This window comes from Rhodococcus sp. BP-261 (assembly GCF_019835205.1).
In the GTDB taxonomy this organism is placed as follows: Bacteria; Actinomycetota; Actinomycetes; order Mycobacteriales; family Mycobacteriaceae; genus Rhodococcoides; species Rhodococcoides kyotonensis_B.
Genome location: NZ_JABUCO010000002.1, coordinates 221,327 through 245,784, shown reverse-complemented (window position 1 = coordinate 245,784; position 24,458 = coordinate 221,327). Strand labels below are relative to the sequence as shown.

Here is a 24,458-nt window from a genome sequence, read left to right as displayed (position 1 = left end):
CAATACGACGAAACTCTGGTTTTTCGAGCAGAGGCGGTACATACTCTGACCATGTTCGAGATAAGTGTTACCGCGAGTAACCTCAACGCGGCGCCGACGACCGTCGTCGCTCAAGGTAGCGGCGGGCAAGGTGGAGGTGCGGCGCTCGACCAGGTCTTCGGCATGAGCGCGGCAGCCGGAGTGATCTCGTTGGGATTGCTCTATCTCGCCTTCTTGCACCGTACTCGGCGGATCACCTGGCTGGGACGCCTTGCCGATTTCGCCGGCAGCAAGGCCAACCTGCCGGGCTGGGCCGCGCTGCCGTTGGTGATGTTCGTATCGACGATCCTGACGGCGTTCCTGGGCTTCATCTGGGATGTCAGCCTGCACATCGGGAAAGGGCGCGACGAGGGACCCCTCGCGAACCCAGCGCACTACTTCATCCTCGTCGGGCTGTTCTTCCTCTTCATCGCCGGCGCACTGGCGATGATCCTCCCGCTCGACGAGAAGCCCGGCCGTGCGGCGATCAAGCTGACGCGAACCTGGTACGTGCCGACCGGTGGTGTCCTCATCGCCGGGGCAGGGTTGTATGCACTGATCGGCTTCCCGCTCGACGACATCTGGCACCGCATCTTCGGCCAGGACGTCACGTTGTGGGGTCCGACGCACCTGATGTTGATCGGCGGTGCGGGGCTGTCGCTCGTCGGCGTGATCCTTCTCGAACACGAGGGCCGTATCGCGATGGGGTCCGACGCCGACGGCCCGGATCCCCGCTGGCACAAAAGTCCTGTCGTCACCTGGCTTCTGCGGAGCTCCGCGTTCGGCGGCCTGGTGATCGGTCTGTCGGTGTTCCAGATCGAGTTCGACTTCGGAGTCGAACAGTTCCAGTTGATCTTCCAGCCGATGCTGATCGCGGGAGCGGGTGCGTTCGCGCTGGTTGCCGCTCGTCTCATGGTCGGCCCCGGTGCCGCGCTCTTCGCCGTGGCGTTCGCGGCCGTCGTTCGCGAGATCACGGCCCTGCTCGTCGGGCCGGTGTTCGGCCAACCGCACAACGTGTTCGCGTTGTATCTGGGTGCTGCGATCGTCGTCGAACTGATCGCGTTGACTCCGTTGGTCAGGCGTCGTCTGCTGTTCGGAGCCGTCGCAGGCCTCGGCGTCGGAACGATCGGCATCTGGGGCGAGTCGCTGTGGGTCGACGCCGTCTACATCTTTCCGTGGACGTCGAGCATGTGGGCGGACACGCTGCTGATGACGGTCCCGGTGGGCATCACGACCGGACTCTGCGCCGGACTGTTCGCCCAGGCGCTGAGCGGCGACGGGTTACCCCGCGCGGCGGTCCGTCGCAGCATCGTGCTGGCGATGATTCTGGCGCTCGCCGGCACGACTGCGAATGGTCTGATGTTCGACGTCCCCACCGACGCCACCGCGACGGTCCGCCTCACCGACGCGCCGCCGGTCGACGGCTACCGCATGGTCACCGCGGACGTCACGATCGACCCGCCCGACCTCGTCAGCGACGATCCCGAATGGTTGGCGATCCTGGCGTGGCAGGGCGCGGGTGACACGTTGCGGGGCCTGGTCGTCGACAAGCTCGAGCAGACCGGCCCTGGGACGTATCGGTCGACCAAGCCTGTGCCCGTCGACGGAACGTGGAAGACGGTGCTCCGCGTCCACGACGGCCGATTGCTCACCGCCGCACCGGTGTTCATGGCCGCGGACCCGGGCATCGGCGCGCCGGAAGTGTCCGCGGACGCCGAGTTCACACGCGATCTGGTCTCGGAGATCACACTGCTGCAGCGTGAACGCAACTTCGATCACCCGTCGTGGCTGTTCGGCGCGGCATCGCTGGTGGTTCTTGTCTGCACGCTGGCGCTCGTGTGGGCGCTGGCGTGGGGCACGGTCCGCATCAGCGAGGTCACCCCACGCAACTCACTTCGTAACGCACGGACCGCGAAGACACCGAGCCGAACATGACCGCTTTCGCGACGACACCACCGGACAACGTCGTCTACCTGGCCGACCATTCGGTGGTGCTCGCTCTACCAGCCCTGATTCCGGCGTTCGTCATCGTCGCGGTGGTCCTGTACGTCGTCGCCAAGGACCGCCGCGCCGAACGCAACGAACAAGCAGAGGGCACGCCACGAGGCGAAGGACCCGCCGGGCACGATCACCACGACGAGGAGAGTTCATGAAGTACGTCCGCTGCGCCGCGATATCGGGCGCCGCGATGCTGTGTCTGGCGGTCGGATGCTCGTCCGGCCAGTCGAACGACGATGACGGGGCCGTCACCTCGACGTCGGCGTCCGCCGCCACGTCTGCGGTCACGGCCGAACCCGATTCGCTGACCATCGACGTCGTGATCGCGGACGGTTCGGTCACGCCCACGAACGAACGCGTCGACGGGTCGGTGGGCGAGAAGGTCACGGTGCGCGTCGACAGCGACGCCGAGGACGAACTACACGTCCACTCGGTGCCCGAGCACTCGTTCGACATAGCGCCGACGAAGGGACAGCTCTTCGAGTTCACCGTCGACGTTCCGGGACAGGTCGCTCTCGAACTACACGACGCAGACCGGACGATCGCCACACTCGTCGTCAGGCCGTGATCCTCGCTCACGGCCTCGGCGGATCCACCGACCTACCGCTTCCGGTCACTTTCGTTCTGATCGGCGGCGCGTGGGCGTTGTCGATCTCGTTCGCGGTGTTGATCTTCGCTTGGCGCACACCACGATTGAATCCGTCGCGTCGGTGGGCGACGATTCCGGCGGGAGTCACCCGAGTCGCCGACGCGACCACTACTCGGGCGGCGATCCGACTCGTAGCGCTGGCATTCACGGTCTTCGTCGTCTGGATCGCGATCACCGGCCCGGACGACGCGTCCAACGCGCTGCCGGGAGTCTTCTACGTGCTGCTTTGGGTGGGCGTTCCCGTCGTGTCGGCGTTACTCGGACCGGTGTGGCGAATGGTCTCGCCGGTGCGGACGGTGCACACCCTGGCATGCCGAGCGATCGGACGGTCGCCGGACCGCATGCTGGTGCCCTACCCGAAACGGTGGGGCGCCTGGCCTTCCGCTGCCGGACTGTTCGCGTTCGTCTGGCTCGAGCTGGCGTCCGCGGACCCCGGATCACTCGGCGCGATCCGAACCTGGTGTCTCGCATACGTGTTCGTCATGATCGTCGGCGGCGTCGTGTTCGGACGTGTGTGGTTCGAGAACGCAGATCCCTTCGAGAAGTACAGCGATACGATCTCCAGGCTCGCGATTCTGGCGCGTAGCCCGGCGGACAGGGCACTGATTCTACGAAATCCGTTGAACGGCTTGCCGTCTCTGCCGGTCCTTCCGGGTTCGGTTGCAGTCGTCGCAGTATTGCTCGGGTCGACGGCGTTCGACAGCGCGTCGCAACTCCCCGCGTGGCGCAACCTCGTCGACGACATGTCGTCGACGAGCACCGAGGCAATGCTGTGGCGGACCGGGGGATTGCTGGCGCTGGTTTCGTTCGTCGGTGTCTCGTTCTGGCTGTGCAGCCGGGCGACGGGAGGCGTGACCTCCGCGCAGCGCGCGACACTGCCGGGGCTGCTGGTTCATTCGCTGGTTCCGATCGTGTTCGGCTACGTACTCGCTCACTACTTGACCTACCTCGTCGAGAAGGGGCAGGCGACCGTACTGCTCCTTGCGGACCCCTTCCATCGGGGATGGAACTTCGTCGGTCAGCAGGGTTGGGAAGTGTCGTACGTCCTGTCGGAACACCCTGGCGTCGTCTCGACGGTCAAGGTCCTGTGCGTGCTTGCGGGACACATCGTCGGGGTCTCCGGGGCACACGATGCGTCGCTCAGGATATTGCCGAAAGACCACCGTCTGACCGGCCAACTTGCGCTGATGGTTCTGATGGTCTTCTTCACGTTCGGAGGTTTGTTCTTGCTGTTCGGAGGCTGAACGGCACCGCGGCGAGACGGGCGTCGGAACGCGAGAGTTTTTAATGTCAGGACAAATGCTTGACATTCGGCTGTGATGTGGCTTACATATTGATCGCACCATCGATTGATTCACCACCGGGCCATTAGGTCCGGCGTCGAGAAAGAGAATTGATGACACTTCACACGAGTCGCGGCACTGGCCGTCCGGGTTCGCTCCGCAGGCTGCGCTCTTCGGGCGCCGCCATCGGGCTGGCGCTGTGTGCCACCGTCGTCGTGGCGGGTTGCTCGAGCACCGGCGGTGCGCCGGAAAGCTCCGGCGGCGGATCCAACGCCGGAACGGCCGACACCCCTCGCGCGACGATTGCCATGATCACCCACGAGGTTCCCGGTGACACGTTCTGGGACCTGATCCGGAAGGGCGCCGAGGCTGCAGCGGCGAAGGACAACATCGAGCTCCGCTATTCCGCAGACCCCGAGGCTCCCAACCAGGCCAACCTCGTTCAGAGCGCGATCGACTCGGACGTGGACGGGATCGCTGTCACCCTCGCGAAGCCCGACGCCATGGCGCCTGCCGTCGAAGCCGCAACCGCCGCAGGCATTCCCGTCGTCGCATTCAATTCGGGCTACGACTCGTGGAAGGACCAGGGCGTCCAGCAGTACTTCGGCCAGGACGAGACCATCGCAGGCCGTGCCGCCGGAGAACGTCTGACTGCCGACGGTGCACGTAAGACGCTGTGCATCATCCAGGAGCAGGGACAGGTTGCCCTCGAATCCCGTTGCGCCGGTGTGACGCAGGGCTTCACCGGTGGCACCACCGAAATCCTCAACGTGAACAGCAAGGACATGCCGTCCGTCGAGGCGACCATCACGGCCAAGCTGCAGCAGGATCCGAGCATCGATCACATCGTGGCTCTGGGCGCACCGATCGCACTTACCGCGGTGCAGTCCAAGGCCAACGCCGGCAGCGACGCGACGATTGTCACCTTCGACACCAACTCCGCTCTGGTCGACGCCATCAAGGCAGGCGACGTCGAGTGGGCGATCGACCAGCAGCCGTACCTGCAGGGCTACCTCGCAGTCGACTCGCTGTGGCTGTACCTGAACAACGGCAACACCATCGGTGGCGGCACCCCGGTCCTGACCGGTCCTGCGTTCATCGACTCCTCCAACATCGACGCAATTGCCGAGTACGCCAAGAACGGAACTCGCTAGGACCGTCGGTGGCCCGGCTGTCGCCGGCCGGGCCACCTTTCGTCCAGCGCGAAAGGGAAATCTTATGAGTACACAGGCCGATTTGGATCTGTCGAAGCACACTGTGGTCACCGATGAGCGGGTGAAGAAGCAGAAGCCGTTGCAGCGGTTGCTGGTTCGTCCGGAGATCGGTGCCCTGTTCGGTGCGATCGCTATTTTCGTGTTCTTCTGTATCGTTGCGCCGCCGTTCCGGTCTCCTGAGGCGTTGGCGACGGTGTTGTATGCGTCGTCGACGATCGGGATCATGGCGATCGGTGTGTCGTTGTTGATGATCGGTGGCGAGTTCGATCTCTCGACCGGTGTCGCGGTGACGTTCTCCTCGATCATGGCCTCGATGATCGCCTACAACCTGCACCTGAACGTGTGGCTCGGCTCGGCCCTCGCGCTGGTACTCGCCCTCGCCGTCGGTTTCTTCAACGGTTATCTGGTGATGAAGACGAAGATCCCGTCGTTCCTGATCACCCTCGCTAGTTTTCTGATGCTCACCGGTATCAATCTTGCGGTGACCAAGATGGTCACCGGTCAGGTCGCGACCCCGTCGATTTCGGACATGGCCGGCTTCGATTCGGCGAAGAAGGTGTTCGCGTCCTCGTTCACCATCGGCGGTGTGTCGATTCGGATCACGGTGGTGTGGTGGCTGCTGTTCACCGCGATCTCGACGTATGTGTTGATGAAGACCCGCATCGGCAACTGGATCTTCGCCGTCGGCGGCAATCAGGATTCCGCCCGCGCGATCGGTGTGCCGGTGACGAAGGTGAAGATCGGGTTGTTCATGTTCGTCGGGTTCTGTGCCTGGTTCGTCGGTATGCACCTGTTGTTCGCGTTCAACACCGTCCAGTCCGGCCAGGGTGTGGGTAACGAGTTCTTGTACATCATTGCCGCGGTCATCGGTGGCTGCTTGTTGACCGGTGGTTTCGGCACCACCGTCGGTGCGATGATCGGTGCGTTCATCTTCGGTATGGCCAACCAGGGCATCGTTTATGCCGGCTGGAATCCGGACTGGTTCAAGTTCTTCCTCGGTGCGATGCTGCTGTTCGCCGTCATCGCCAACAACAGCTTCCGTAATTATGCAGCGAAAAGGTGACCGGTCATGACCACACATGCTGAAACTCCTACCAGCACTCCGCCGTCGGGTGGGAAGACCCCGTTGATCGAACTCAAGGGTGTCGGTAAGTCCTACGGCAACATCATTGCTTTGAAGGACATCAATCTGCGCGTGGGTGCCGGTGAGGTCACCGGTGTGCTCGGTGACAACGGTGCGGGTAAGTCCACGTTGATCAAGATCATGGCCGGTCTGCACCAGCAGACCGAGGGCGAGTTGTTGGTCGATGGTGTCGACACCAAGTTCGATTCTCCGAAAGATGCTCTGTCGAAGGGCATCGCGACGGTGTATCAGGATTTGGCTGTGGTGTCGTTGATGCCGGTGTGGCGGAACTTCTTCCTCGGCCAGGAATTGCGGAAGGGTCCGTTCAAAACCCTGGATGCGGCGGCGATGCGGGCGACGACGATCGAAGAGCTGCACAAGATGGGTATCGATCTGCCCGACGTCGACGCCCCGATCGGATCGTTGTCGGGTGGTCAGCGTCAGTGTGTGGCGATCGCGCGGGCGATTTTCTTCGGTGCGCGGGTGTTGATTCTGGACGAGCCGACCGCCGCGTTGGGTGTGAAGCAGTCCGGGATGGTGTTGCGGTACATTTCCGCGGCGAAGGAACAAGGGTTCGGGGTCGTGTTCATCACCCACAACCCGCACCACGCCTACATGGTCGGTGACCACTTCGTCCTGCTCAACCGAGGACGCCAGAAACTCGACTGCACCTACGACGAGATCAGCCTCGATGATCTGACCCGTGAAATGGCAGGCGGCGACGAACTCGACACCCTCACCCACGAACTACGGCGGTAGTGCGCTGACGCGCCCGTGCGCGGATAGTTACACCCCACTACAACTATCCGCGCACGGGTCGGAGGCCACGTCTTTGAGTCGTCGACCCGTCGGTGACACACTCGAGGAATGACGTCGTTTCCTGTTCTCGACCTGACACCCGACGAGCTGCTGACTACCACGAGGACCGTGCGTAAACGGCTGGACCTGTCCAAAGAGGTTCCCGTCGAACTCATTCGCGAATGTCTCGAGATCGCCCTGCAGGCTCCGTCGGGTTCGAACCGTCAAGGCTGGCAATGGATGGTGGTGACCGACAGATCGCTGCGCGCTCAGCTGGGCGAAATCTATCGCGAGGAAGTCGAGAAGTACCTCGACTCCCGCGGTTCTGCAGCGAAGCTGTTCTCCGACGACCCCGACCGAGCTCCGGTCCAGCGGCGGGTCGGAGACAGTGTCGCGTGGCTGGGGGAGCACATGGGCGAGGTTCCGGTCCTGGTCATTCCGTGCATCCGCGGAGCTGTCGAGTTGCCCGCAGGCAATCAGGCGGGACTGTGGGGATCGCTACTGCCCGCCGTCTGGAGCTACTCGCTCGCTGCGCGTGCGCGAGGTCTGGGAACGGCGTGGACCACACTGCATCTGTCGCGTGAAGCCGAGGTGGCCGACCTTCTCGGCATTCCGCAAGGCTTCCACCAGGCAGCGTTGATGCCGACGGCGTACTTCACCGGCGAGACGTTCAAGCCCGCGCCCCGGGAACCGATCGACTCCGTTCTGCACATCGACAAGTGGTGAATGCGTTCATCCTCGCGCGCGTCGAGCCAATTCGACTGTCGCCGAACGAAGCTCGTCGATCGCATCGATGGGGTGTGCATATCCGACGCGCGTCGTCGCATTGCCGCGCGGCGTCCGCACGCTGAGATCGAGACCGTAGCGGTCGGCCGACGTGCAGGTTGCCGCGGTCGCGTCGGGGTAACCGCCGAGACGTTGCGCCATGGCGAGCAGTGAATCCGCGTGGTCGTCGTTCAAATGCGTGATCGCCGACGCGGCGTGCGGCGAAACGGGATCCGCGGCTGCGGCCGCGTAGTCCTCGGCGGTCGCCGAATCCATGCGGCCGTACCCGCCGACCCACCGCGCCCGGTGGACACGCAGAATCCAGAGCGTGAAGTCGCTGTAGTCGATGTAGTACTTCGCTGCGGGTACCGCCGCGAGGTGGGCTTCGCGGGCCGCGTCCAGTTCGTCGTCACGTGGCGACTCGACGACGCCCGCCAACGTCACCCGAGAGACGGACAGGGGATCGCTCGCGGACTCGGGAGCAACGATGGCCAGGCTCGCCCGCGCATCGTGCAGAAGGTTGCGCCCGTGCTCGGCCATCCGTGACACACACAGGACAGGGGAGCCGTCCACGAGCCCGTAGGTGATGTACGACGCCCATGGGTCGCCGTCTGCCGTCAGGCTCGCGAGGGTCGCGATGTTGGTCGACGCGGCAACGGTTCGGGCTTCTTCGGCCGCGGTGGGCCGTCGCACCGTTTCGGTCTCGGTCAGCGGGGGAGGAGTCGAGGGTGCGTCACCGGGATCACCGTGGTCGAGTGCCATGGACGAAGTGTACGTACTGCACCTGCCGGAATAGGACCGGCTCCGCGACGCGAAACCGTACCCATGTTCCTCGAGCCGTCACTACGCTGGCCTGGTCGTCACTGGTCGTCACGAGGAGAGCCGATGCGAGTGCGTAAGATCGTCCCGAATCTTGCAGTCGGGAACATCGAGCAGTCCAAGAGCTTCTACGGCGAATTCCTCGGTCCGAGAACAAGGAGTTCGATCTCGGCTGGGTGGCCCGCTTCACGACGCCCGACGGGAAGTCGAGCGTGCAGGTGGTCACCGGTGACGCAACCTCACCAGCGGACTCCGTCATGTCGGTGATGGTCGACGACGTCGATGCCGCGTACGAGGAAGCCGAACGCCTCGGCTACGACATCGTCCACCCGCTGACGACCGAAGCGTGGGGAATGCGGCGATTCCTCGTCCGCGCCCCCGACGGCAACGTCGTCAACATCGTTCGGCACCACTCGTAGTCAGCACGACGAGCTTCTGCGTCGCACGGGTCATCGCGACGTACCGATCGACGGCACCTTCGATACCGGATCCGAACGACTCCGGATCGACGACCACCACCAGATCGAACTCGAGTCCTTTCGCCAGTTCCGGCGACAGCGACGAAATCCTGTCCCTGGCGCGAAAAGCTGGGCGTCCGATGACACACCCGATTCCGTCGGGATTGCTGTCGGTCCATGCGTCGACGATCTGGTCGAGCTGGACAACCGGCGCATGGACGACGGGAATTCCGCTGCGACGGATGGACTTCGGAACGTTGGCGTCGGGAAGCGCCGCCTTGATGACGGGCTCGGCCACGGTCATGACTTCTTCCGGCGTCCGGTAGTTCATGCTCAACGACGCCATCTGGACGCGCCTCAGTCCTGTTCTCTCCAATCGTTCCTGCCATGTCTCGACGAACCCGTGACGTGCCTGCGCCCGGTCTCCGACGATCGTGAAACTGTGAGAAGGGCAGCGCAACAACAACATCTGCCATTCGGCGTCGGTCAGTTCCTGCGCCTCGTCGACGACGACGTGAGCAAACGGCCCGGCCAGGCGGTCGGGGTCGACGTCGGGAACCGCGGCGCCGTCGACGAGCGCGTCGCGAATGCCGTCCTGACGCAGCTGGGCCATCAAACCGTCCTCGTCGTCGAGTTGAAGAAGTTCGTCGACCACCCTGTCCATCCGACAACGCTCGGCTGCGGCAGCCGCGGACCGACGGCGTTGTCTCCGTGCGGTTTCCGGGTCACCCAAACGTGCACGCGCAGCGTCGAGCAACGGAAGATCGGCGGTCGTCCACTTGTGCGCATCGACGCGGTACAGCGTGCGAACGTCGGTCGCCGACAGCCAGGGCGCGCAGTGACGCAGATAGGCCGGCACCGACCACAGATCGCCGACCAGGTCGGCCGCCTCGATCAGAGTCCACGCGTTGTCGAGCGCGGTACGCAGATCGTCGTTCTCCTGCAACGACTTCCGCACCGACGATATCGGCTCGTCGCCTGCGTACTTGTCCATCAGAATGGCGATCAGTGCGTCCCAGATGATCTCGCGTGCCTCGTTGTGCGGGGTACCGGGGTCGGGAACATCGAATGCCTCCTTCCAGTCGTCCGGGGTCAATCGGATGTTCGCCCACTCGGTCTCGACGGTCATGCCCGTCTTCGGCGACTGTTCGTAGAACGCAACCGCCTTGTCGATCGCACGGACGAGTTCGACGGAGGATTTCAGCCTGGCCACCTCGGCATCCGTCTCAGGGACGGCTCTCTCGCCCTCGGACACGAGGTCCGCGAGCGTACAGGTGGTGACGCCTTCCTCGCCGAGACTGGGTAGGACATCGGACACGTATGCGAGATAGTGCTTGTGCGGTCCGACGAACAACACGCCGCCGTGGCCCCGCCCGAGACGTGGATCGGCGTAGAGCAGATAAGCCGTACGGTGCAGCGCGACGACGGTCTTGCCCGTCCCCGGCCCACCGTCGACGACGAGCGCTCCGGACGACCCGGCCCGAACGATCGCGTCCTGATCGGCCTGGATCGTGCCCAGGACGTCGCGCATCTTCGGCGACCGCGAACCGCCGAGACTCGCGATGAACGCCGATTGATCGTCGAGCGCTGCCTTGCGCGGACCGTCGTATCCGTCGGCGGTGAAGACCTCGTCCCAGTAGTCGCTGATCCGGCCCCGGGTCCAGCGATAGCGTCGACGTCGTTCGAGGCCCATCGGCTGTGCATGCGTCGCGCCGAAGAACGGTTCGGCGGCGGGGGAGCGCCAGTCGATCAGCAACTGGTCGCCGTTCGAGTCCACCAGGCCGAGTCGCCCGATGTAGACCGTCCGGCCGCTCCCCGCTTTCACGATGTGGCCCAGGCAGAGATCGAGGCCGTACCGACGCATCGTCCGGATACGAGCGTTCAGCCGATGCACCTCCATGTCGCGTTCGAGCGCTTCTCGACCTATCTCGACGGGCGCTTTCCTTGTGGCGTCGAGCCGAGCGAGCAAGTCCGTGATGGAGCGCTCGAGACTCGCGGCGACGGATGCGAAGAAGGCCTCGTCGTGGGCGATCAGAGTCGGGTCGTTCTTGTGGCGCAGGTGCGCGGGAAGGTCGAAGGCACTGTCGGCAGTCTGCGGTTTCCCACTCATGTGTTCTCGTTTTCGCTGGTCGAAGCGTTGGATCCACGAGTATGAGGGACGGACGGGGTCTTGCCGCAAGGCCCCGGGTGCGCTATAGATTGACAGTGGAAGGACGAGATACGTCGCTTCCTTCATTCCTCGGCCGACGGTTCCCGTTCGCTCTGTCGACTCCGATATGCCGCTACTGCGGTGCGGTTGCCACATGCCGTGCTGCAGAACTTGCGCGATCGGTTCCGCGAGAGGTCGAGGACGATCCCGTCGCAGTCGGCGGCGCAGATCTGCAGTCTCGACATCTCGTTCGACCGGATGACGTCGATCATCGCCATAGCGGACTCGACGGCGATGCGTTCCGCGAAGGGACGGTCGTCGCCGACCGCGTGCAGATGCCAGTCGGTGTCGCCATGTCGCACGAGACGCGGGAGAGCATTCGCGTCGGCGAGGATGTGATTGACGACGTCGACCGCAGAGTCACGGTCGCTCGTCAGCAACTGCCTGAGCAGTGGTCGCAGGTTGCGCACTGCAGCCAGCTCGAGCTCGTCGCCGTCGAATCGGCCCGTGTATTCGTGGCTCCGGTAGAACTCGCGCAGGTCGGCTCGAGTCTCGAGTGTGTCGGGATCCTCGGCCGAGTTGGCCAGGGCGACCGCTGACACCAACGCGCTCTCCGTGTCATGAGCGAAAACCATATTGACACCTTACATCTTCACCTTCTACCGTCATGACTCATGACCTCCTTGACTGATGACATCGCGGTCCGACGCCCATCTCGTCTCGCGTCCGGTCTGGGACTGGCGCTCGTGTCGTCGGCATCGTTCGGATTGTCGGGCCCGTTGGCCAAGGGTCTGCTCGACGCGGGGTGGAGCGCAGGCGCAGCCGTGACAGCGCGAATTCTGATCGCCGCCGCCGTTCTGCTCGTTCCAGGCCTGCTTGCACTGCGTGGACGATGGAACGTGTTGTCACGCAACATCGGTGTACTCGTCGCGTACGGGGCCATCGCCGTCGCCGGTTGTCAGCTGGCCTACTTCAACGCGGTGGGGTACATGCCGGTCGGGGTAGCCCTGTTGATCGAGTTCACCTCGCCTGTCGTCGTCGTTCTGTGGATGTGGTTGCGGCACAAGCAACGTCCCACTCTGCAGACCGTCGGCGGCGCTGCACTCGCAGCTGTCGGCTTGGTGCTGGTGCTCGACCTCGTCTCGGGTACCTCGCTGAATCCGGTCGGTGTTCTGTGGGCCTTGGGTGCCATGGCCGGTGCGGCCGTGTACTGGATCGTGTCAGCAGACGAGTCGAACGGGTTGCCGCCGTTGACGCTCGCGGCCGGCGGGTTACTGTGCGGCGGAACGATTCTCCTTTTCGCGGGGCTGGTCGGCATCGTGCCGTTCACCGCGACGACGCGTTCGGTGGTGCTCGCGAGCGCGAGTGTGCCGTGGTGGGTCTCGATTCTGGTGCTGGGCGTCGTGACGGCCGCAGTGGCGTACGTATGTGGAATCGCTGCCGGCCGGCGGCTCGGCTCGCGACTGGCGTCGTTCGTCGGACTGACCGAGGTGGTGTCGGCATTGGTGTTCGCATGGCTACTGCTGGGTGAAGTTCCACGGGCGGTTCAAATCGGCGGTGGTGTGCTGATCCTCGCCGGGGTCGTCGCTGTGAAACTGGGGGAGAACCGTGTGCGGAGGCGGGCTCAGGCTGGTTTCTGACGAAGAACCTTTACTTGAACGGGTTGAGTGTCCGTCCGAGGAAGTAGCCGATACGGCCAGGGATGGGCCGCATGGCTGCCGCGGAGACCTTGTTGACCACGCCGGGTATGCACACGGGCTTTCCTGCGGTGACTGCTGCCCATCCCTCGCGGACCACGGCTTCGGGGTGCTGCCACATGAATCCCGGTAGGCGGTCTGCGGCGTCGCGGGTGCCCATGACGTCGTGAAATTCGCTGTAAGTGAAGCCCGGGCACAATGCGGTGACGTGAATGCCGTGGGGCTTCAGCTCCATGTCGAGCGATTGGGACATGTTCAGGACGTAGGTCTTTATTCCGGTGTAGAGCAGGCCTTCTCCCGGCGGAGACACCGCGGCGAGGGACGAAAGATTCACGACGCGGCCCCACCGTCGCGTCTTCATTCCGGGTATTACGCGGTGAGTCAGTTCGGTCACCGCAGTCACCATGAGCTGAATCTCGGCAGCGACCGACTCCCAGGGTGTATCGGAGAATTTGGTACTCGAGGACAGCCCTGCGTTGTTGACGAGGATGTCGATCGGCATGCCCAGTTCGTGTGCACGGTCGACGATCGCGGCTGGAGTCGACGGGTCGCTCAAGTCTGCCGCGACGATCTCGGCGCGTACCGCGTGTTGCCGACGCAGTTCGTGTGCGAGCGTCTCCAACCGGTCTGCGCGTCGGGCGACCAGAACGAGGTCGTGACCCTCTGCCGCGAGATGGCGGGCGAATGCGGTTCCGATTCCCGCGGAGGCGCCCGTGACGAGGGCTGTACGTCGAACGGTGTCGGTGGTCATCGTGGGTCTCCCAAGTGGTGGTCGAGGAAATCGATTTGCTCGGCGACGATGGTGTCGAAGTAGGGATCGAGGTACGGCTCGAAGTGGCCGATGTCGTAGGTGTGGACTTCACCGTTCGGAATTCGGCGAGCGACGGCCTGGGCCTTCTCGATCGGTGTGACGTCGTCTTTCGCAGCGAGTTGGACCAGGACGGGGGCGCTCACGTCGCGTGCGTAGCGCCCGGGGGAGTAGAGCGGGACGCGTAGAGCGATCCGGGCGGCGACGTCGTTCTCCGCCAGGAGTTCCTCACGCATGTCGCCCATGCGTTCGACCAGCTCGTAGGCGCCGGGTGAGGTCATCATCGCGATGTCGCCAGGCCGTCCCACCGCGGCCATGCGGTAGGGCGCTCGCCCCGTCCATGCCCGGACTTGGTCACGGATTCCACCCAGGATCAGTCGCGCCACCAACGCCGGAGATTGGGAGAACGCCGACGCAGGTCCGCTCACGTGAGGAACTTGGATGATCGCAGCGGCCAGGCCGGTGTCTCGGGCGGCCAGCTTCAGGACGTGGCCACCGCCGAACGACGACCCCCACGCCACCACTCGCCGTGTGTCGATGCCGTCGAGGCTCCGAACATAGGCGAGTGCAGCAGCCCAATCGGCCTGCTGCTTGCCGATGTCGAGAATGCGGCGCGGCATACCCTCGCTGGCACCCCAATGGCGATAGTCGAAGACGAATGCGGCATAGCCGGCTTGGGCGAACCGCGCGGCGTACGCGTCGAGCCGGAGTTCACGGAACGCCGCGAAGCCGTGCGCGAGCACGACGATCGGCGGGTTCGCGACGCCGTCCGGACGGTAGAGCCAGGCTGCGCACGACGCGTCGCCGGATCCGAAGGTGACATCGGACCGAACGTAACTGCGCTGAGACGTCATAGAGAACCTCCACGAGGTATCTTGAATGGTATTCAACAAGCTAGCAGGCTCTTGAATGCCATTCAAGAGCCAGTGACCAATCCAGAAACATCGTCGTGGAGGTGAACGTCGCCGTGGCGCGGAACAAGAAACCGCAAGCTGCCGATGAGAAGCGCGAAGAGATCGTCGCGGCGGCGCGCAGGTTGTTCGTCGAGGGCGGGTTCGACGCGACGTCGATGAGCAAGCTGGCGAAGGAAGCCGGGGTAGCAGCCAACACGATCTACTGGTATTTCGGGGACAAGGACGACGTACTCGTCGCGGTCGTCTCGGCTGTCATGGCCGACGTCTGGCCGATGTATCAGGCAATTTCGGGTGAGCCGATTGCGGCTCGGGTGCTGTGGATCGTGCGGCGTTTGACCGAGATGAGCGGCCTGGTGACGACAGTCCATGCTCGCGTGGCGCATTCACCGGCGGTAGCGGAGTGGCACAACAACTTTCATCTACTCACAGGCAGTCTGTTCCGTGCCGAACTGGAAGCAGCCGGCGTCTCCGCGGAGACCGTCGACGCCGAAGTGATGATTGCGGTGTTCACCGTCGAAGGGCTGCTGATGCACACGCACGACGAGGGAGAGCAGCGTGCCATCTGCGAAGCGCTGGCTAGTCGATGGCCGGTCGCTTAGTTGACATAATGTAGATTATCGGCAAAACGCCGACATGGGCGCCGAGTCATGAACTGGCTGTACACGGTGCACACGCGTCACGCCTCGACACATCGGAACGCTCTGTCTCACACCGCTCGTAACGTCGATCTCCACGCGGTTCGCGCACTCGGTCCAGCCGGCATCCGCCGGGACGTCGACGGCCCACGATTGTCGCGGTTCTCGCCCCACGATCGTCGTTCACCTCATGGAGTCTCGGCGGCACCGCAAAGCCACGGGACCCCCGACTCACCGACCCTGCCCACACCTATAGAAACGTCACAGTGACGTTTCTATAGGTGTGGAGTTCGTCGCCGGGATCTAGCTCACTGTGACGCTGCGTCGAGAAATTCGAGAACCTGTGGGGTAACCGGGTCCACGATGTCCTGGACCTCCGTGTGCTTGCCGACGTACTTGGCCACCAGCGGACAGACGGCGACCACTCGCAGGCCCTGTGCACGCACGTCGTCGAGTGCGTTCTTCACCAGGATCGAACTGAGGCCGTGGCCCGCATAGGCGTCGTCAGTCTCGGTGTGAAAGAACACCCTCCGGCCGTCGTGGTCGCGGTACTCGGTGAAGCCGATGACGGAGTCGTCGATTCCGAGGGTGTAGCGCTGCCCGGGAGCATCGTGAGCGACGGTGACGCGGTCGCGGATGTCGTCGTTCGAAGCGGTCATCGTGTGGCCTTTCTACTGTTGAGGTCGCACCGTGTGTCGGCTGACGATCGATATGCGGTTGAAGGCATTCATGGCGATTGCTACCCAGCACAATGCCGAAATCTCTTTGTCGGACAACACCTTTCGGGAGAATGCGTAGTCGCGATCCTGGCTGGCGCTGTCGGGCAGCGTGGTGACCGACTCGGCGAGCGTCAGAGCGGCGCGTTCACGATCGTCGAACAACGTCGTGTCCCGCCACGCGGGCAACACCGAGAGCCGCTGCGGCGTCTCCCCCGCTGCCACTGCGGCTGCGCCATGGACGTCCAGACAGTATGCGCACCTGTTGATCTGGGAAACACGGACGTTGACCAGCTCGACGAACCGGCGATCCATACCGGCGTCGTGCGTGGCGGCGCGGACAGCCTTGGCCACAGCGACTTGCGCTTTGAACACTTCGGGATCATGTTTGTCGATCAACACCCGCAGCACTGGAGAGTGTGCATCGTCGGAATCGCTGTGGGTCACGGAAGCCTCTCGGGTCGTACGGAGGGGATCGAACACGTTCTCGCGCATCGACATTACTCGTCGACCGACGGCAGTTCCCACCCCGATCCGGCGAGGTGCGCCGGTGAGGAGGAACATGAGCACATGAGCAACCTCGAAACCCGGCCGTCCGAGATCGACTGCCGGTCGGACGCGGACGCAGGTACTGCTGGTGACGTCGGCGACATCGTCGTGGAGGTGCTCACAGCGCGCGATGTGCCGCTCGGTGGACCGCGTGCGATGACGGTGCGTCGCACACTGCCCCAGCGTGAACGGTCGTTGATCGGCGCCTGGTGTTTCGCCGACCACTACGGTCCCGACGACGTGTCGACGACGGGTGGCATGGACGTACCACCGCATCCACACACCGGTCTGCAGACGGTCAGTTGGCTGTTCACCGGCGAGATCGAACATCGCGACACGATGGGCAATCACGCGATGGTGCGGCCCGGTGAGCTGAACCTGATGACGGCAGGCCACGGGATCGCGCACACCGAGGTGTCGACGTCGAACACCACGATCCTGCACGGCGTCCAGCTCTGGGTGGCCCTTCCGGCCGACGCCGCGGACACGCCGCGCGACTTCGCGCACTACGTGCCGCCTGCCGTCGAGCGGAGCGGCGTCGCCGTTCGCGTGTTTCTCGGCGAATGTGCGGGTGATCGGTCGCCGGTGCACACCTTCACGCCGTTGCTCGGGGCCGAGCTGACGTTCGCGCCGGGTGCCGAGATCGAGCTCGACGTGGACCCCACGTTCGAACACGGTGTCCTCGTCGACGACGGAACAGTGCAGGTCGTCGAGTCCGCAGCCGAACCGCTCGTTCGAACCGAGATGGGATACATCGGGGTCGGCGCGACGCGTCTTCACCTGCGCAACGTCGGCGCCGACGTTGCGGCCCGTGTCGTGTTGCTCGGTGGAACGCCGTTGAACGAGGACATCATCATGTGGTGGAACTTCGTCGGCCGCACGCACTCCGAGATCGAGCGCTACCGCGAGCAGTGGCAGGCGCACAGTGACAGGTTCGGCCAGGTGCAGGGCTACGAGGGGGATACTCAACATCTGCCCGCGCCGACGCTGCCGAACAGCAGCCTCAGGCCGCGAGAGAACAAGGCCGGGCGCGCTTTTCGCGATCGATAGCCGAGTAGCCCAGCCGGGGAACGATTCGCGGGGCGGAATCCATCGAACGGCGGCCCGGCCCGGGATAGCATCGCCCGGTGGAATTCGCCGAATACGTGTCCAACGACGCCACGTCTCTGGCCGAGCTGGTTCGAACCGGCGAGGTCAAGCCCCGCGAACTGCTGAATCTGGCGCGCACGCGGGCGGACGCCGTCGACGGTGGCCTCAACTCCATCGTCATGCGAATGGACGCTGCTGCCGACGAGCGTGCCGACAGCGGCGAATTGACCGGGCCGTTGGCCGGTGTCCCGTTCCTGATCAAGGATCTGGCGCAGGAGTACAAGGGTTACCCGACGTCGTACGGTTCACAATCACTGAAGAACGATGTCGCCGCAGAACATGCACTGGTCACACAGCGGTTCCTCGATGCCGGTCTGGTGATCTTCGGAAAGACCAACACCCCCGAGTTCGGCGCGAAGGGCGTCACCGAATCGGAACTGTGGGGCCCCGCCCGTAATCCGTGGAACCCGGAACGCACGCCGGGTGGATCGTCCGGTGGTGCCGGCGCCGCAGTCGCCGCCGGTATCGTCCCTGCAGCGGGCGCCAACGACGGCGGTGGATCCATCCGCATCCCGGCTGCCTGCAATGGACTGGTCGGGTTGAAACTCGGTCGCGGTCTCTCGCCGTACGGACCACAGACCGGTGAGGTCCTGTTCGGGATGGTCGGGCAAGGTGTGGTGAGCCGAACCGTTCGCGACAGCGCAGCACTGTGCGACGCCATCGTCGGCCCCGACCCGTACGCCGACTATTCGGCGCAGTTCCCGACCACGCCGTTCGCGTCCGATCTCGACCGCCGTCCTGCGAAGCTGCGCATCGGCTGGTCCATCTCGTCGTCGGTGAACCCGAACCCCGACCGTGAAGCCGTCGCGGCGGTCGAACGGGCCGCGACGCTGCTGACCGGGCTCGGCCACCGCGTCGAACAGGTGGCTCCCCCCTACGACGACCGGTCCTTGTCCCGTGACTTCCTGACGATCTGGTTCGCGCAGGTGTACGCCCAGGTCGTCGACATCAAGGCCCGTCTCGGTGCGAAGAACTCGCAGTTCGAACCAGACACGCTGGCGATGGCCGAGTTCGGCCGTCACAGCGGGATGAACGCGATGATCGCCGCTCTCGAGAACACGAGGACCTACGTACGGTCCCTCGCCGAGTTCCACACTCGGTTCGATCTGTTCCTCACCCCCACGCTCGCAACTCCCCCACCGCGGCTCGGCGCAACCGCGACGTCGCCTCTGGTCCAACTTGCAGCACGCGTCATGAACGCCATGCGTGGCGGGCGCGTCATGGCACTGAGCGGCTTGCTCGACGACGCGATCGAGCAGAACCTCGGTTGGGTGCCGTACACCCAGCTGGCCAATCTGACCGGCCGCCCCGCGATCAGCGTTCCGTTGCACTGGACCGACGACGGCCTCCCCCTCGGAGTGCAGTTCGTCGGACCTCTCGGCTCGGAGCGTCTCCTGCTTCAGCTCGCGGCGCAGCTCGAGGAAGCGCAGCCGTGGATTCAACGGTTCCCGGCCCCGCACGGCGTCGTTTGAACAGCGCAACGCACGGATATCCGACTCCCGACACGACGTCAGGAGGAACCATGCCGAAGAATTCGTCGAGCGACTCGAAGCCGCAGCTCAAGGACCAGGACATGTACGAGGAGCTCCGCAAGGAAGGCAACTCGAAAGAAAAAGCGGCTCGCATTTCCAACGCCGCGGCGAACAAGGGTCGGTCGTCCGTCGGCGCGAAGGGCGGTCATTCGGGTTCGTACAAGGACTGGACCGTCGACGACCTGAAGTCGCGGGCCAAGGAACTCGGCCTGTCGGGCTACTCGAATCTGAAGAAGGACGATCTTATCGAGAAGCTGCGCGACCACTAGGACGCAGTCGGACCCCTAGAGTCCGATATCCGGGATTCGTCGCCGGAATCCATGTCGCCATGCGCGAGATGGCTACGCGGCAGGACCCACCACAGGCCGATCAGCAGTACCGCGACGACGATCGCAGCACTGACGGCTCCGACGATGCCCAGCACCAGGTCGAACGTCAGAGTCACTACCCCGACGAGCGCCACGGCGAGTGACAACAGCCCGAGAATGGCAAGTCGGTTTCCGACTCGGACCAGATATCCGATGGCCCGCTTGCGGAACAGAAGACGGTGCATACCGACTGGGGCGATCAGCAGTATCGTCGCGACGATCGACGCAGCGACCGTGACCAGATACACGGCCCGGCCAGTCGACGACAGCTGATCGAAGCGGCCTTGGAACGGGACCGTGAGCAGAAATCCGGTCAACAGCTGAACACCGGTCTGCACGACTCGAAGCTCCTGAAGCAGTGCGTTCCTCTTGCGATCGAGTTGCTGAGTCGGGGTCTCGTTCCGCGCCTTGCCATTCCATTCGCGCTGAGCCTCGCCCTCGCCGGTGTTCATTCGACAACACTACTGCCGGACCGGTCCAGATCCCTCCCACCTCACCGAAGTCGTTCGGCGTCCCGTGCTCGCGATACGAGGTCGTCGCACAGGCGCGTCAATTCCTCGGCCGTGGCACCTTCACCTATCGCGATCGCCACGTCCTCGGCGGCGCACCGGACCTCGAAGGCTCGATCGATCAGGGCCGACGCCTCGTCCGCGGACAGGACGACCGCATCCTCCGCGATCGACGTGCCCTTGACTGCGCTTCGGTGTTCGTAGGCGCGTTGACGGCACGACTGCCTGCAGTACCGTCGCCGACGCCCCATTCCGGAATCCGCGACTTCGCGTCCACACCATTCGCACGCATGGGCTCGTCGGGACATCGGTGACATGCCCACGAGCCTACGGCGTGCTGCCGGGTAGAATGATGCGTACTTGTGCGCGGATCGATTCGTGTCGCACGCCGAACCGGGAACGATCGGCGTGCTCGGCGCGTTGAAGAATCTGTGAGTGGCGTGGGGATCGTGTACAGCAGGCACGACGTCCGCCCCAGCACGCACTATCGAGGGAGAGGACTTCACAATGGCAGATCGTGTACTTCGGGGTAGCCGACTCGGCGCTGTCAGCTACGAGACCGATCGAGATCACGACCTCGCGCCTCGTCGCGTCGCCCGCTACCGCTGCGACAACGGCGAAGAGTTCGATGTGCCGTTCGCGGACGACGCCGAAATTCCGGGCACCTGGATGTGCCGCAACGGTCTGGAAGGCACCCTGATCGAGGGCGCTGCGCCCGAGACCAAGAAGGTCAAGCCTCCTCGTACTCACTGGGACATGTTGCTCGAGCGTCGCTCGGTCGAGGAGCTCGAAGAGCTTCTCAAGGAGCGAATGGACCTCCTCAAGGTGAAGCGACGCGGAGCCTGATACTCGGGTAGCGCCGATGCGCACCACCGTTCGCGTTCGGACTCCGCGAATCCGAGCGTACGAAATGCAACTGCGCCGAACGAATTCATTCGTTCGGCGCAGTTTTTTCGTCTCGAATGGGCTCGAAGTTTGTTTTTCGGGCGTCGTGCAACGATCCGACGACGAAAACGAAAATGTCGGTCATTGTTCCCCTCGTGGGGCGCGCCGAGATGTCAGAATCGAAGGCTGAGCCGATCGTCGTCGGGGTAACGGTCCAGAAAGTCAGCGCGATATGTTGTGAATACCGTTGAAATCGAGCAATCGCAGCGCTGTGCTGCAGAACGAGGGGGCAGCGAATCGTGAGCGACGAGTCCGACGGATTGTTGAGATCGCTTCGCGGTGAACTCGATGCGATCGACCGGCGGCTGCTGGAAGCGGTCAAGGAACGCATCGACGTGTGCGTTCGCGTCGCACATGTGAAGCGAGACTTCGATATTCCGATGATGCAGCCCGGCCGTGTCGGTGTCGTGCAGGACCGCGCTCGTGAATTCGCGCGGAACAACGATCTGTCCGAGGACTTCCTGGCGTCGGTGTATTCCCTGCTCATCGCAGAGGCTTGTCGCGTCGAGGACGTCATCATCGACGCGGACCCGGTCGCAGCCTCGCTGGAGTCGAACTCGGACGGCGCAGCATCGACGAACGGCGACGGACCCGCCTCGACTCCGCGGCAGCGTTAGGTGGCCGTCATGGCAGTGCGCACTTTGTTGATCGACAATTACGATTCGTTCACGTACAACCTGTACGGACTACTCGCCGAGGTCAACGGAACTCCGCCCACCGTCGTGAAGAACGACGTCGCTTGGGAGACATTGGATTTCGCCCGATACGACAACGTTGTCATCTCCCCCGGCCCCGGCCGACCCGCCACCGCCCACGACCTCGGCATCTCGTCGCGTGTGATTCTCGAGAGTGGTCTACCGGTGCTGGGTGTCTGTCTGGGGCACCAGGCCATCTGTCACGTGCTGGGTGGTCACGTCGATCTCGCGCCGCTCCCGATGCATGGTCGTGTCTCGACGATCACGCACGCCGGCACCGATCTGTTCGACGGGCTGCCGTCGTCGTTCTCGGTGGTCAGGTATCACTCGCTCGTCGCAATCGAGCTTCCCGACGACCTGGAGCCGTGTGCGTGGACGGCCGACGGCCTCGTCATGGCTGTTCGCCACCGCACGCTTCCGATGTGGGGAGTGCAGTTTCACCCCGAGTCGATCAGCACCGAATACGGACGGGAGCTTCTGGCGAACTTTCGCGATCTGAGTCTGCCCGCCGCGACGTCGCAGACTGCGCCTACCCGGTCCGCGTACGCCATCGAAACCCGTTGCGTCGAGGGCGATTTCGATACCGAACAGGTCTTTCGCGCATTGTTCGCCGACGGTCCGAACAAGTTCTGGCTCGACGGGAGCTCGGCGTTGGAGGCGGACTCACGGTTCTCCATCATGGGTGATTGTTCCGGTCCCCGTGCGGAATACGTGACCTACAGCGTCGCCGCGGCGCGCGTGAACGTGCAGCGCAGCGACGGCACCGTCGAGTCGGTGGATTCGACGTTCTTCGACTACCTGAATCGGCAGTTGACGGAACGCGCCGTCCCGCCGCTGCACGACCATCCGTTCGCCTTCGGTCTCGGGTACGTCGGCTATCTGGGGTACGAACTGAAGGCAGACGTGGGAGGTCAGCTGGTCCACACTGCCCCGACTCCGGACGCGTCGATGGTCTTCGCCGACCGCGCGCTCGTGTTCGATCACGACGCCGGGCGGTGCCATGTTCTGGCGCTGGTCGCCGATCACGAGGAGCCGGCGACACTCGACTGGTTCGCATCGATCACCGAGTCGCTGCGGCGTCTCGACGGAGTTCGAGGTCGTTCCGAGCCGGAGCCCGAACAGCCGTTGGTCGCTCCGACGGTGCAAGCGGATCTGCAGCTCCGCCACGATCGCGCGAAGTACATCGGACTGATCGAACAGTGTCTCGCCGACATCCGGTCGGGTGAGACCTACGAGGTGTGTCTGACCAACATGGCGACGTTCCCGGGACCGATCGACGCGCTCGGCACGTATTCGTGTCTGCGCGAGATCAATCCGACCCCGTACAGCGCGTTCCTCGGGTTCGACGACCTGTCCGTCTCCAGCGCATCGCCCGAACGCTTCCTCCGCATCGACGCCGACCGCATCGTGGAGTCGAAGCCCATCAAGGGCACGCGTCCCCGGGGCGCAACGGAGGCGGAAGACGAGTTGCTGCGGGCGGATCTTCTCTCGAACGAGAAGGACAACGCCGAGAACCTCATGATCGTCGATCTGGTCCGTAACGATCTCGCTCGCGTGTGCGTGCCCGGTTCGGTGCACGTACCGAAGCTGTTCGATGTCGAAACCTATGCTCCTGTGCACCAATTGGTGTCGACTGTTCGGGGCCGTCTGCGTGAGGACGCGTCGGCCGTGGACTGCATCGGGGCTGCATTCCCGGGCGGCTCGATGACGGGAGCGCCGAAGATCCGTACGATGGCGATCATCGACAAGCTGGAAGACGGCCCTCGCGGGGTGTATTCCGGAGCGATCGGCTACTTCTCGTTGACCGGCACCGCCGACTTCTCGATCGTGATCAGAACCATCGTCTCCACCGAGCACGAGGTGACCTTCGGTGTCGGCGGCGCAATCGTGGCGTTGTCGGATCCCGAGGAGGAATTCACCGAGACCATGGTGAAGGCCGTCTCGATGCGCCGCGCGTTGGACAACACGAACAACTGACCTACCCATCGAAAAAGATCGGGCCGCAACGGTGACACCGTTGCGGCCCGATCTTTCGTCGTGCCGTCTACGGAGTGTTGAAGTACTCGAACGCCGCAGGCCCGATGTTGGGGTTCGCGTTGTTCGTCCCGATGATCGTGCCCGCCACGACACCGATCGCTGTACCGATGATGCAACCCGCGATGAAATTGGGGAAGATCGACACACACCCGATCGCAAGTCCGAGTGCCGCACCTACGGCTGCTCCTGCCGCTCCCCCGTTGGCCAGTCCGATTCCGGTCTGGCTGAGCAGGTTGTCCAGCGCCTGCTGTTTCGTCACCGGTCCGGCCACGTCGGTGACCAACGCGGCCGGCTGCGGTGTGAGCAGAAGCTGCCGCTCCCCTGTGATCGACGGTGCGATCGAATACTGCGTTCCGTTCACCGTGTACGTCAGCGGCAGGCTCGCGAGCACCGCCCCCGAATCACCGACGACCTGAACCGCCGACGCCGACGCGTCGAGGCGGAAGGCGCCGCCGTCGAGGACGGTCCTCACCGATCCTTCGGGGGTGGCCGACGTTTCGAAGCCGACCGACTCTGCTGCGGGTGCAGCATTCGCAGGGCCGCTGCCGAGAGCCACGGTGACCGCGGTCGTGGCCACGACCGCCACGATGGTTGCTGACACGGACTTGATTCGTTTCACAGGCATCCCCA

Annotated in this window: 26 protein-coding genes and 1 pseudogene; 17 read left to right on the top strand and 10 right to left on the bottom strand. The window is 64.0% G+C overall.

What is annotated here, in order from left to right; genetic code table 11:
* The first annotated feature begins 51 nt into the window (after window positions 1-51).
* The 8 genes from HQ354_RS03415 to HQ354_RS03380 all read left to right on the top strand — a co-directional run bounded on the left by HQ354_RS03415 (window position 52) and on the right by HQ354_RS03380 (window position 7,809).
* The gene (locus tag HQ354_RS03415; RefSeq protein WP_068431141.1) at window positions 52-1,953 is read left to right on the top strand and encodes a hypothetical protein; all 1,902 of its coding nucleotides are present in this window, start codon (window positions 52-54) and stop codon (window positions 1,951-1,953) included.
* Complete coding sequence (locus tag HQ354_RS03410) at window positions 1,950-2,171, top strand: hypothetical protein (RefSeq protein ID WP_068431138.1); 222 nt, start codon at window positions 1,950-1,952, stop codon at window positions 2,169-2,171. The genes HQ354_RS03415 and HQ354_RS03410 overlap by 4 nt, the downstream gene beginning before the upstream one ends.
* Window positions 2,168-2,584 (top strand): hypothetical protein, encoded by a 417-nt coding sequence (locus HQ354_RS03405; RefSeq protein WP_068431136.1) that lies wholly within the window; start codon window positions 2,168-2,170, stop codon window positions 2,582-2,584. Before HQ354_RS03410 ends, HQ354_RS03405 begins: the two co-directional genes overlap by 4 nt.
* A complete protein-coding gene (locus tag HQ354_RS03400) occupies window positions 2,581-3,909 on the top strand; it encodes a hypothetical protein (RefSeq protein ID WP_068431133.1) in 1,329 nt (442 codons plus the stop codon). Before HQ354_RS03405 ends, HQ354_RS03400 begins: the two co-directional genes overlap by 4 nt.
* Before the next feature lie 152 nt (window positions 3,910-4,061).
* Complete coding sequence (locus HQ354_RS03395; RefSeq protein WP_068431130.1) at window positions 4,062-5,102, top strand: substrate-binding domain-containing protein; 1,041 nt, start codon at window positions 4,062-4,064, stop codon at window positions 5,100-5,102.
* A 64-nt stretch (window positions 5,103-5,166) separates the two neighbouring features.
* Complete coding sequence (locus HQ354_RS03390) at window positions 5,167-6,225, top strand: ABC transporter permease (RefSeq protein ID WP_068431127.1); 1,059 nt, start codon at window positions 5,167-5,169, stop codon at window positions 6,223-6,225.
* 6 nt (window positions 6,226-6,231) lie between these two features.
* The gene (locus HQ354_RS03385) at window positions 6,232-7,044 is read left to right on the top strand and encodes an ATP-binding cassette domain-containing protein (RefSeq protein ID WP_068431125.1); all 813 of its coding nucleotides are present in this window, start codon (window positions 6,232-6,234) and stop codon (window positions 7,042-7,044) included.
* Between the two features lie 108 nt (window positions 7,045-7,152).
* A complete protein-coding gene (locus tag HQ354_RS03380) occupies window positions 7,153-7,809 on the top strand; it encodes a nitroreductase family protein (protein ID WP_068431122.1) in 657 nt (218 codons plus the stop codon).
* Between the two features lie 6 nt (window positions 7,810-7,815).
* Here the strand turns inward: HQ354_RS03380 and HQ354_RS03375 are convergent, their stop codons facing one another.
* Window positions 7,816-8,610: a HugZ family protein gene (locus tag HQ354_RS03375; RefSeq protein ID WP_068431119.1), complete on the bottom strand. Its 795-nt coding sequence runs from the start codon at window positions 8,608-8,610 to the stop codon at window positions 7,816-7,818.
* 123 nt (window positions 8,611-8,733) lie between these two features.
* On the opposite strand from HQ354_RS03375, the pseudogene HQ354_RS03370 reads away from it, so the two are divergent.
* Window positions 8,734-9,086 (top strand): annotated as a pseudogene (locus HQ354_RS03370) (VOC family protein).
* Here the strand turns inward: HQ354_RS03370 and helR are convergent.
* Both helR and HQ354_RS03360 read right to left on the bottom strand, forming a co-directional pair.
* The gene (gene helR, locus HQ354_RS03365; RefSeq protein WP_167675898.1) at window positions 9,061-11,235 is read right to left on the bottom strand and encodes an RNA polymerase recycling motor ATPase HelR; all 2,175 of its coding nucleotides are present in this window, start codon (window positions 11,233-11,235) and stop codon (window positions 9,061-9,063) included. The pseudogene HQ354_RS03370 and the gene helR overlap by 26 nt on opposite strands.
* 122 nt (window positions 11,236-11,357) lie before the next feature.
* Window positions 11,358-11,909, bottom strand: a complete 552-nt coding sequence (locus tag HQ354_RS03360) for an ABATE domain-containing protein (RefSeq protein ID WP_167675896.1) — start codon at window positions 11,907-11,909, stop codon at window positions 11,358-11,360.
* Between the two features lie 39 nt (window positions 11,910-11,948).
* Here HQ354_RS03360 and HQ354_RS03355 point away from each other — a divergent pair, with 39 nt between their 5' ends.
* Entirely contained in the window at window positions 11,949-12,914 is a 966-nt protein-coding gene (locus HQ354_RS03355; RefSeq protein ID WP_167675895.1) for a DMT family transporter, read from the top strand.
* 10 nt (window positions 12,915-12,924) lie between these two features.
* Here the strand turns inward: HQ354_RS03355 and HQ354_RS03350 are convergent, their stop codons facing one another.
* Both HQ354_RS03350 and HQ354_RS03345 read right to left on the bottom strand, forming a co-directional pair.
* Window positions 12,925-13,722: an SDR family oxidoreductase gene (locus tag HQ354_RS03350; RefSeq protein ID WP_167675893.1), complete on the bottom strand. Its 798-nt coding sequence runs from the start codon at window positions 13,720-13,722 to the stop codon at window positions 12,925-12,927.
* A complete protein-coding gene (locus tag HQ354_RS03345; RefSeq protein ID WP_167675891.1) occupies window positions 13,719-14,633 on the bottom strand; it encodes an alpha/beta hydrolase in 915 nt (304 codons plus the stop codon). Before HQ354_RS03345 ends, HQ354_RS03350 begins: the two co-directional genes overlap by 4 nt.
* Before the next feature lie 113 nt (window positions 14,634-14,746).
* Between HQ354_RS03345 and HQ354_RS03340 the strand changes: the two genes are divergently transcribed.
* Entirely contained in the window at window positions 14,747-15,292 is a 546-nt protein-coding gene (locus HQ354_RS03340) for a TetR/AcrR family transcriptional regulator (RefSeq protein WP_167676025.1), read from the top strand.
* Window positions 15,293-15,636: 344 nt separating this feature from the next.
* On the opposite strand, the gene HQ354_RS03335 is transcribed toward HQ354_RS03340, so the two are convergent.
* Complete coding sequence (locus tag HQ354_RS03335; protein WP_068424067.1) at window positions 15,637-15,987, bottom strand: GNAT family N-acetyltransferase; 351 nt, start codon at window positions 15,985-15,987, stop codon at window positions 15,637-15,639.
* A gap of 12 nt (window positions 15,988-15,999) precedes the next feature.
* Entirely contained in the window at window positions 16,000-16,491 is a 492-nt protein-coding gene (locus HQ354_RS03330; protein WP_254303468.1) for a carboxymuconolactone decarboxylase family protein, read from the bottom strand.
* Between the two features lie 123 nt (window positions 16,492-16,614).
* Between HQ354_RS03330 and HQ354_RS03325 the strand changes: the two genes are divergently transcribed.
* From HQ354_RS03325 to HQ354_RS03315, 3 genes are all read left to right on the top strand, one after another.
* A complete protein-coding gene (locus HQ354_RS03325) occupies window positions 16,615-17,643 on the top strand; it encodes a pirin family protein (protein WP_068425838.1) in 1,029 nt (342 codons plus the stop codon).
* 77 nt (window positions 17,644-17,720) lie between these two features.
* On the top strand, window positions 17,721-19,214 hold the full coding sequence (locus HQ354_RS03320) for an amidase (RefSeq protein ID WP_068424071.1): 1,494 nt from the start codon (window positions 17,721-17,723) through the stop codon (window positions 19,212-19,214).
* A 50-nt stretch (window positions 19,215-19,264) separates the two neighbouring features.
* On the top strand, window positions 19,265-19,543 hold the full coding sequence (locus tag HQ354_RS03315) for a Rho termination factor N-terminal domain-containing protein (protein ID WP_222634167.1): 279 nt from the start codon (window positions 19,265-19,267) through the stop codon (window positions 19,541-19,543).
* Here HQ354_RS03315 and HQ354_RS03310 read toward each other — a convergent pair.
* On the bottom strand, window positions 19,540-20,094 hold the full coding sequence (locus HQ354_RS03310; RefSeq protein ID WP_222634166.1) for a DUF6328 family protein: 555 nt from the start codon (window positions 20,092-20,094) through the stop codon (window positions 19,540-19,542). The two genes, HQ354_RS03315 and HQ354_RS03310, sit on opposite strands and share 4 nt — an antisense overlap.
* Before the next feature lie 41 nt (window positions 20,095-20,135).
* Window positions 20,136-20,459, bottom strand: coding sequence for a hypothetical protein (locus HQ354_RS03305; RefSeq protein WP_114331000.1), 324 nt, complete (start codon window positions 20,457-20,459; stop codon window positions 20,136-20,138).
* Between the two features lie 199 nt (window positions 20,460-20,658).
* Here HQ354_RS03305 and HQ354_RS03300 point away from each other — a divergent pair, with 199 nt between their 5' ends.
* The 3 genes from HQ354_RS03300 to pabB all read left to right on the top strand — a co-directional run bounded on the left by HQ354_RS03300 (window position 20,659) and on the right by pabB (window position 23,768).
* On the top strand, window positions 20,659-20,997 hold the full coding sequence (locus HQ354_RS03300; RefSeq protein ID WP_068424075.1) for an RNA polymerase-binding protein RbpA: 339 nt from the start codon (window positions 20,659-20,661) through the stop codon (window positions 20,995-20,997).
* A gap of 338 nt (window positions 20,998-21,335) precedes the next feature.
* Complete coding sequence (locus HQ354_RS03295) at window positions 21,336-21,713, top strand: chorismate mutase (RefSeq protein ID WP_068424077.1); 378 nt, start codon at window positions 21,336-21,338, stop codon at window positions 21,711-21,713.
* Between the two features lie 9 nt (window positions 21,714-21,722).
* A complete protein-coding gene (pabB, locus tag HQ354_RS03290) occupies window positions 21,723-23,768 on the top strand; it encodes an aminodeoxychorismate synthase component I (RefSeq protein WP_068425844.1) in 2,046 nt (681 codons plus the stop codon).
* Between the two features lie 67 nt (window positions 23,769-23,835).
* Here pabB and HQ354_RS03285 read toward each other — a convergent pair whose 3' ends face one another.
* Complete coding sequence (locus HQ354_RS03285; RefSeq protein WP_206030658.1) at window positions 23,836-24,453, bottom strand: hypothetical protein; 618 nt, start codon at window positions 24,451-24,453, stop codon at window positions 23,836-23,838.
* Window positions 24,454-24,458: the final 5 nt, after the last annotated feature.

What these genes read in the sequence shown, in the direction of transcription:
- HQ354_RS03345 (WP_167675891.1), bottom strand. Translation starts at nt 14,633, where the DNA reads ATGACGTCTCAGCGCAGTTACGTTCGGTCCGATGTCACCTTCGGATCC.
- HQ354_RS03305 (WP_114331000.1), bottom strand. Translation starts at nt 20,459, where the DNA reads ATGTCCCGACGAGCCCATGCGTGCGAATGGTGTGGACGCGAAGTCGCG.
- HQ354_RS03335 (WP_068424067.1), bottom strand. Translation starts at nt 15,987, where the DNA reads ATGACCGCTTCGAACGACGACATCCGCGACCGCGTCACCGTCGCTCAC.
- HQ354_RS03350 (WP_167675893.1), bottom strand. Translation starts at nt 13,722, where the DNA reads ATGACCACCGACACCGTTCGACGTACAGCCCTCGTCACGGGCGCCTCC.
- HQ354_RS03360 (WP_167675896.1), bottom strand. Translation starts at nt 11,909, where the DNA reads ATGGTTTTCGCTCATGACACGGAGAGCGCGTTGGTGTCAGCGGTCGCC.
- pabB (WP_068425844.1), top strand. Translation starts at nt 21,723, where the DNA reads ATGGCAGTGCGCACTTTGTTGATCGACAATTACGATTCGTTCACGTAC.
- HQ354_RS03300 (WP_068424075.1), top strand. Translation starts at nt 20,659, where the DNA reads ATGGCAGATCGTGTACTTCGGGGTAGCCGACTCGGCGCTGTCAGCTAC.
- HQ354_RS03395 (WP_068431130.1), top strand. Translation starts at nt 4,062, where the DNA reads ATGACACTTCACACGAGTCGCGGCACTGGCCGTCCGGGTTCGCTCCGC.
- HQ354_RS03310 (WP_222634166.1), bottom strand. Translation starts at nt 20,094, where the DNA reads ATGAACACCGGCGAGGGCGAGGCTCAGCGCGAATGGAATGGCAAGGCG.
- HQ354_RS03355 (WP_167675895.1), top strand. Translation starts at nt 11,949, where the DNA reads ATGACCTCCTTGACTGATGACATCGCGGTCCGACGCCCATCTCGTCTC.
- HQ354_RS03385 (WP_068431125.1), top strand. Translation starts at nt 6,232, where the DNA reads ATGACCACACATGCTGAAACTCCTACCAGCACTCCGCCGTCGGGTGGG.
- HQ354_RS03375 (WP_068431119.1), bottom strand. Translation starts at nt 8,610, where the DNA reads ATGGCACTCGACCACGGTGATCCCGGTGACGCACCCTCGACTCCTCCC.
- helR (WP_167675898.1), bottom strand. Translation starts at nt 11,235, where the DNA reads ATGAGTGGGAAACCGCAGACTGCCGACAGTGCCTTCGACCTTCCCGCG.
- HQ354_RS03380 (WP_068431122.1), top strand. Translation starts at nt 7,153, where the DNA reads ATGACGTCGTTTCCTGTTCTCGACCTGACACCCGACGAGCTGCTGACT.
- HQ354_RS03325 (WP_068425838.1), top strand. Translation starts at nt 16,615, where the DNA reads ATGAGCAACCTCGAAACCCGGCCGTCCGAGATCGACTGCCGGTCGGAC.
- HQ354_RS03415 (WP_068431141.1), top strand. Translation starts at nt 52, where the DNA reads ATGTTCGAGATAAGTGTTACCGCGAGTAACCTCAACGCGGCGCCGACG.
- HQ354_RS03315 (WP_222634167.1), top strand. Translation starts at nt 19,265, where the DNA reads ATGCCGAAGAATTCGTCGAGCGACTCGAAGCCGCAGCTCAAGGACCAG.
- HQ354_RS03410 (WP_068431138.1), top strand. Translation starts at nt 1,950, where the DNA reads ATGACCGCTTTCGCGACGACACCACCGGACAACGTCGTCTACCTGGCC.
- HQ354_RS03285 (WP_206030658.1), bottom strand. Translation starts at nt 24,453, where the DNA reads ATGCCTGTGAAACGAATCAAGTCCGTGTCAGCAACCATCGTGGCGGTC.
- HQ354_RS03390 (WP_068431127.1), top strand. Translation starts at nt 5,167, where the DNA reads ATGAGTACACAGGCCGATTTGGATCTGTCGAAGCACACTGTGGTCACC.
- HQ354_RS03405 (WP_068431136.1), top strand. Translation starts at nt 2,168, where the DNA reads ATGAAGTACGTCCGCTGCGCCGCGATATCGGGCGCCGCGATGCTGTGT.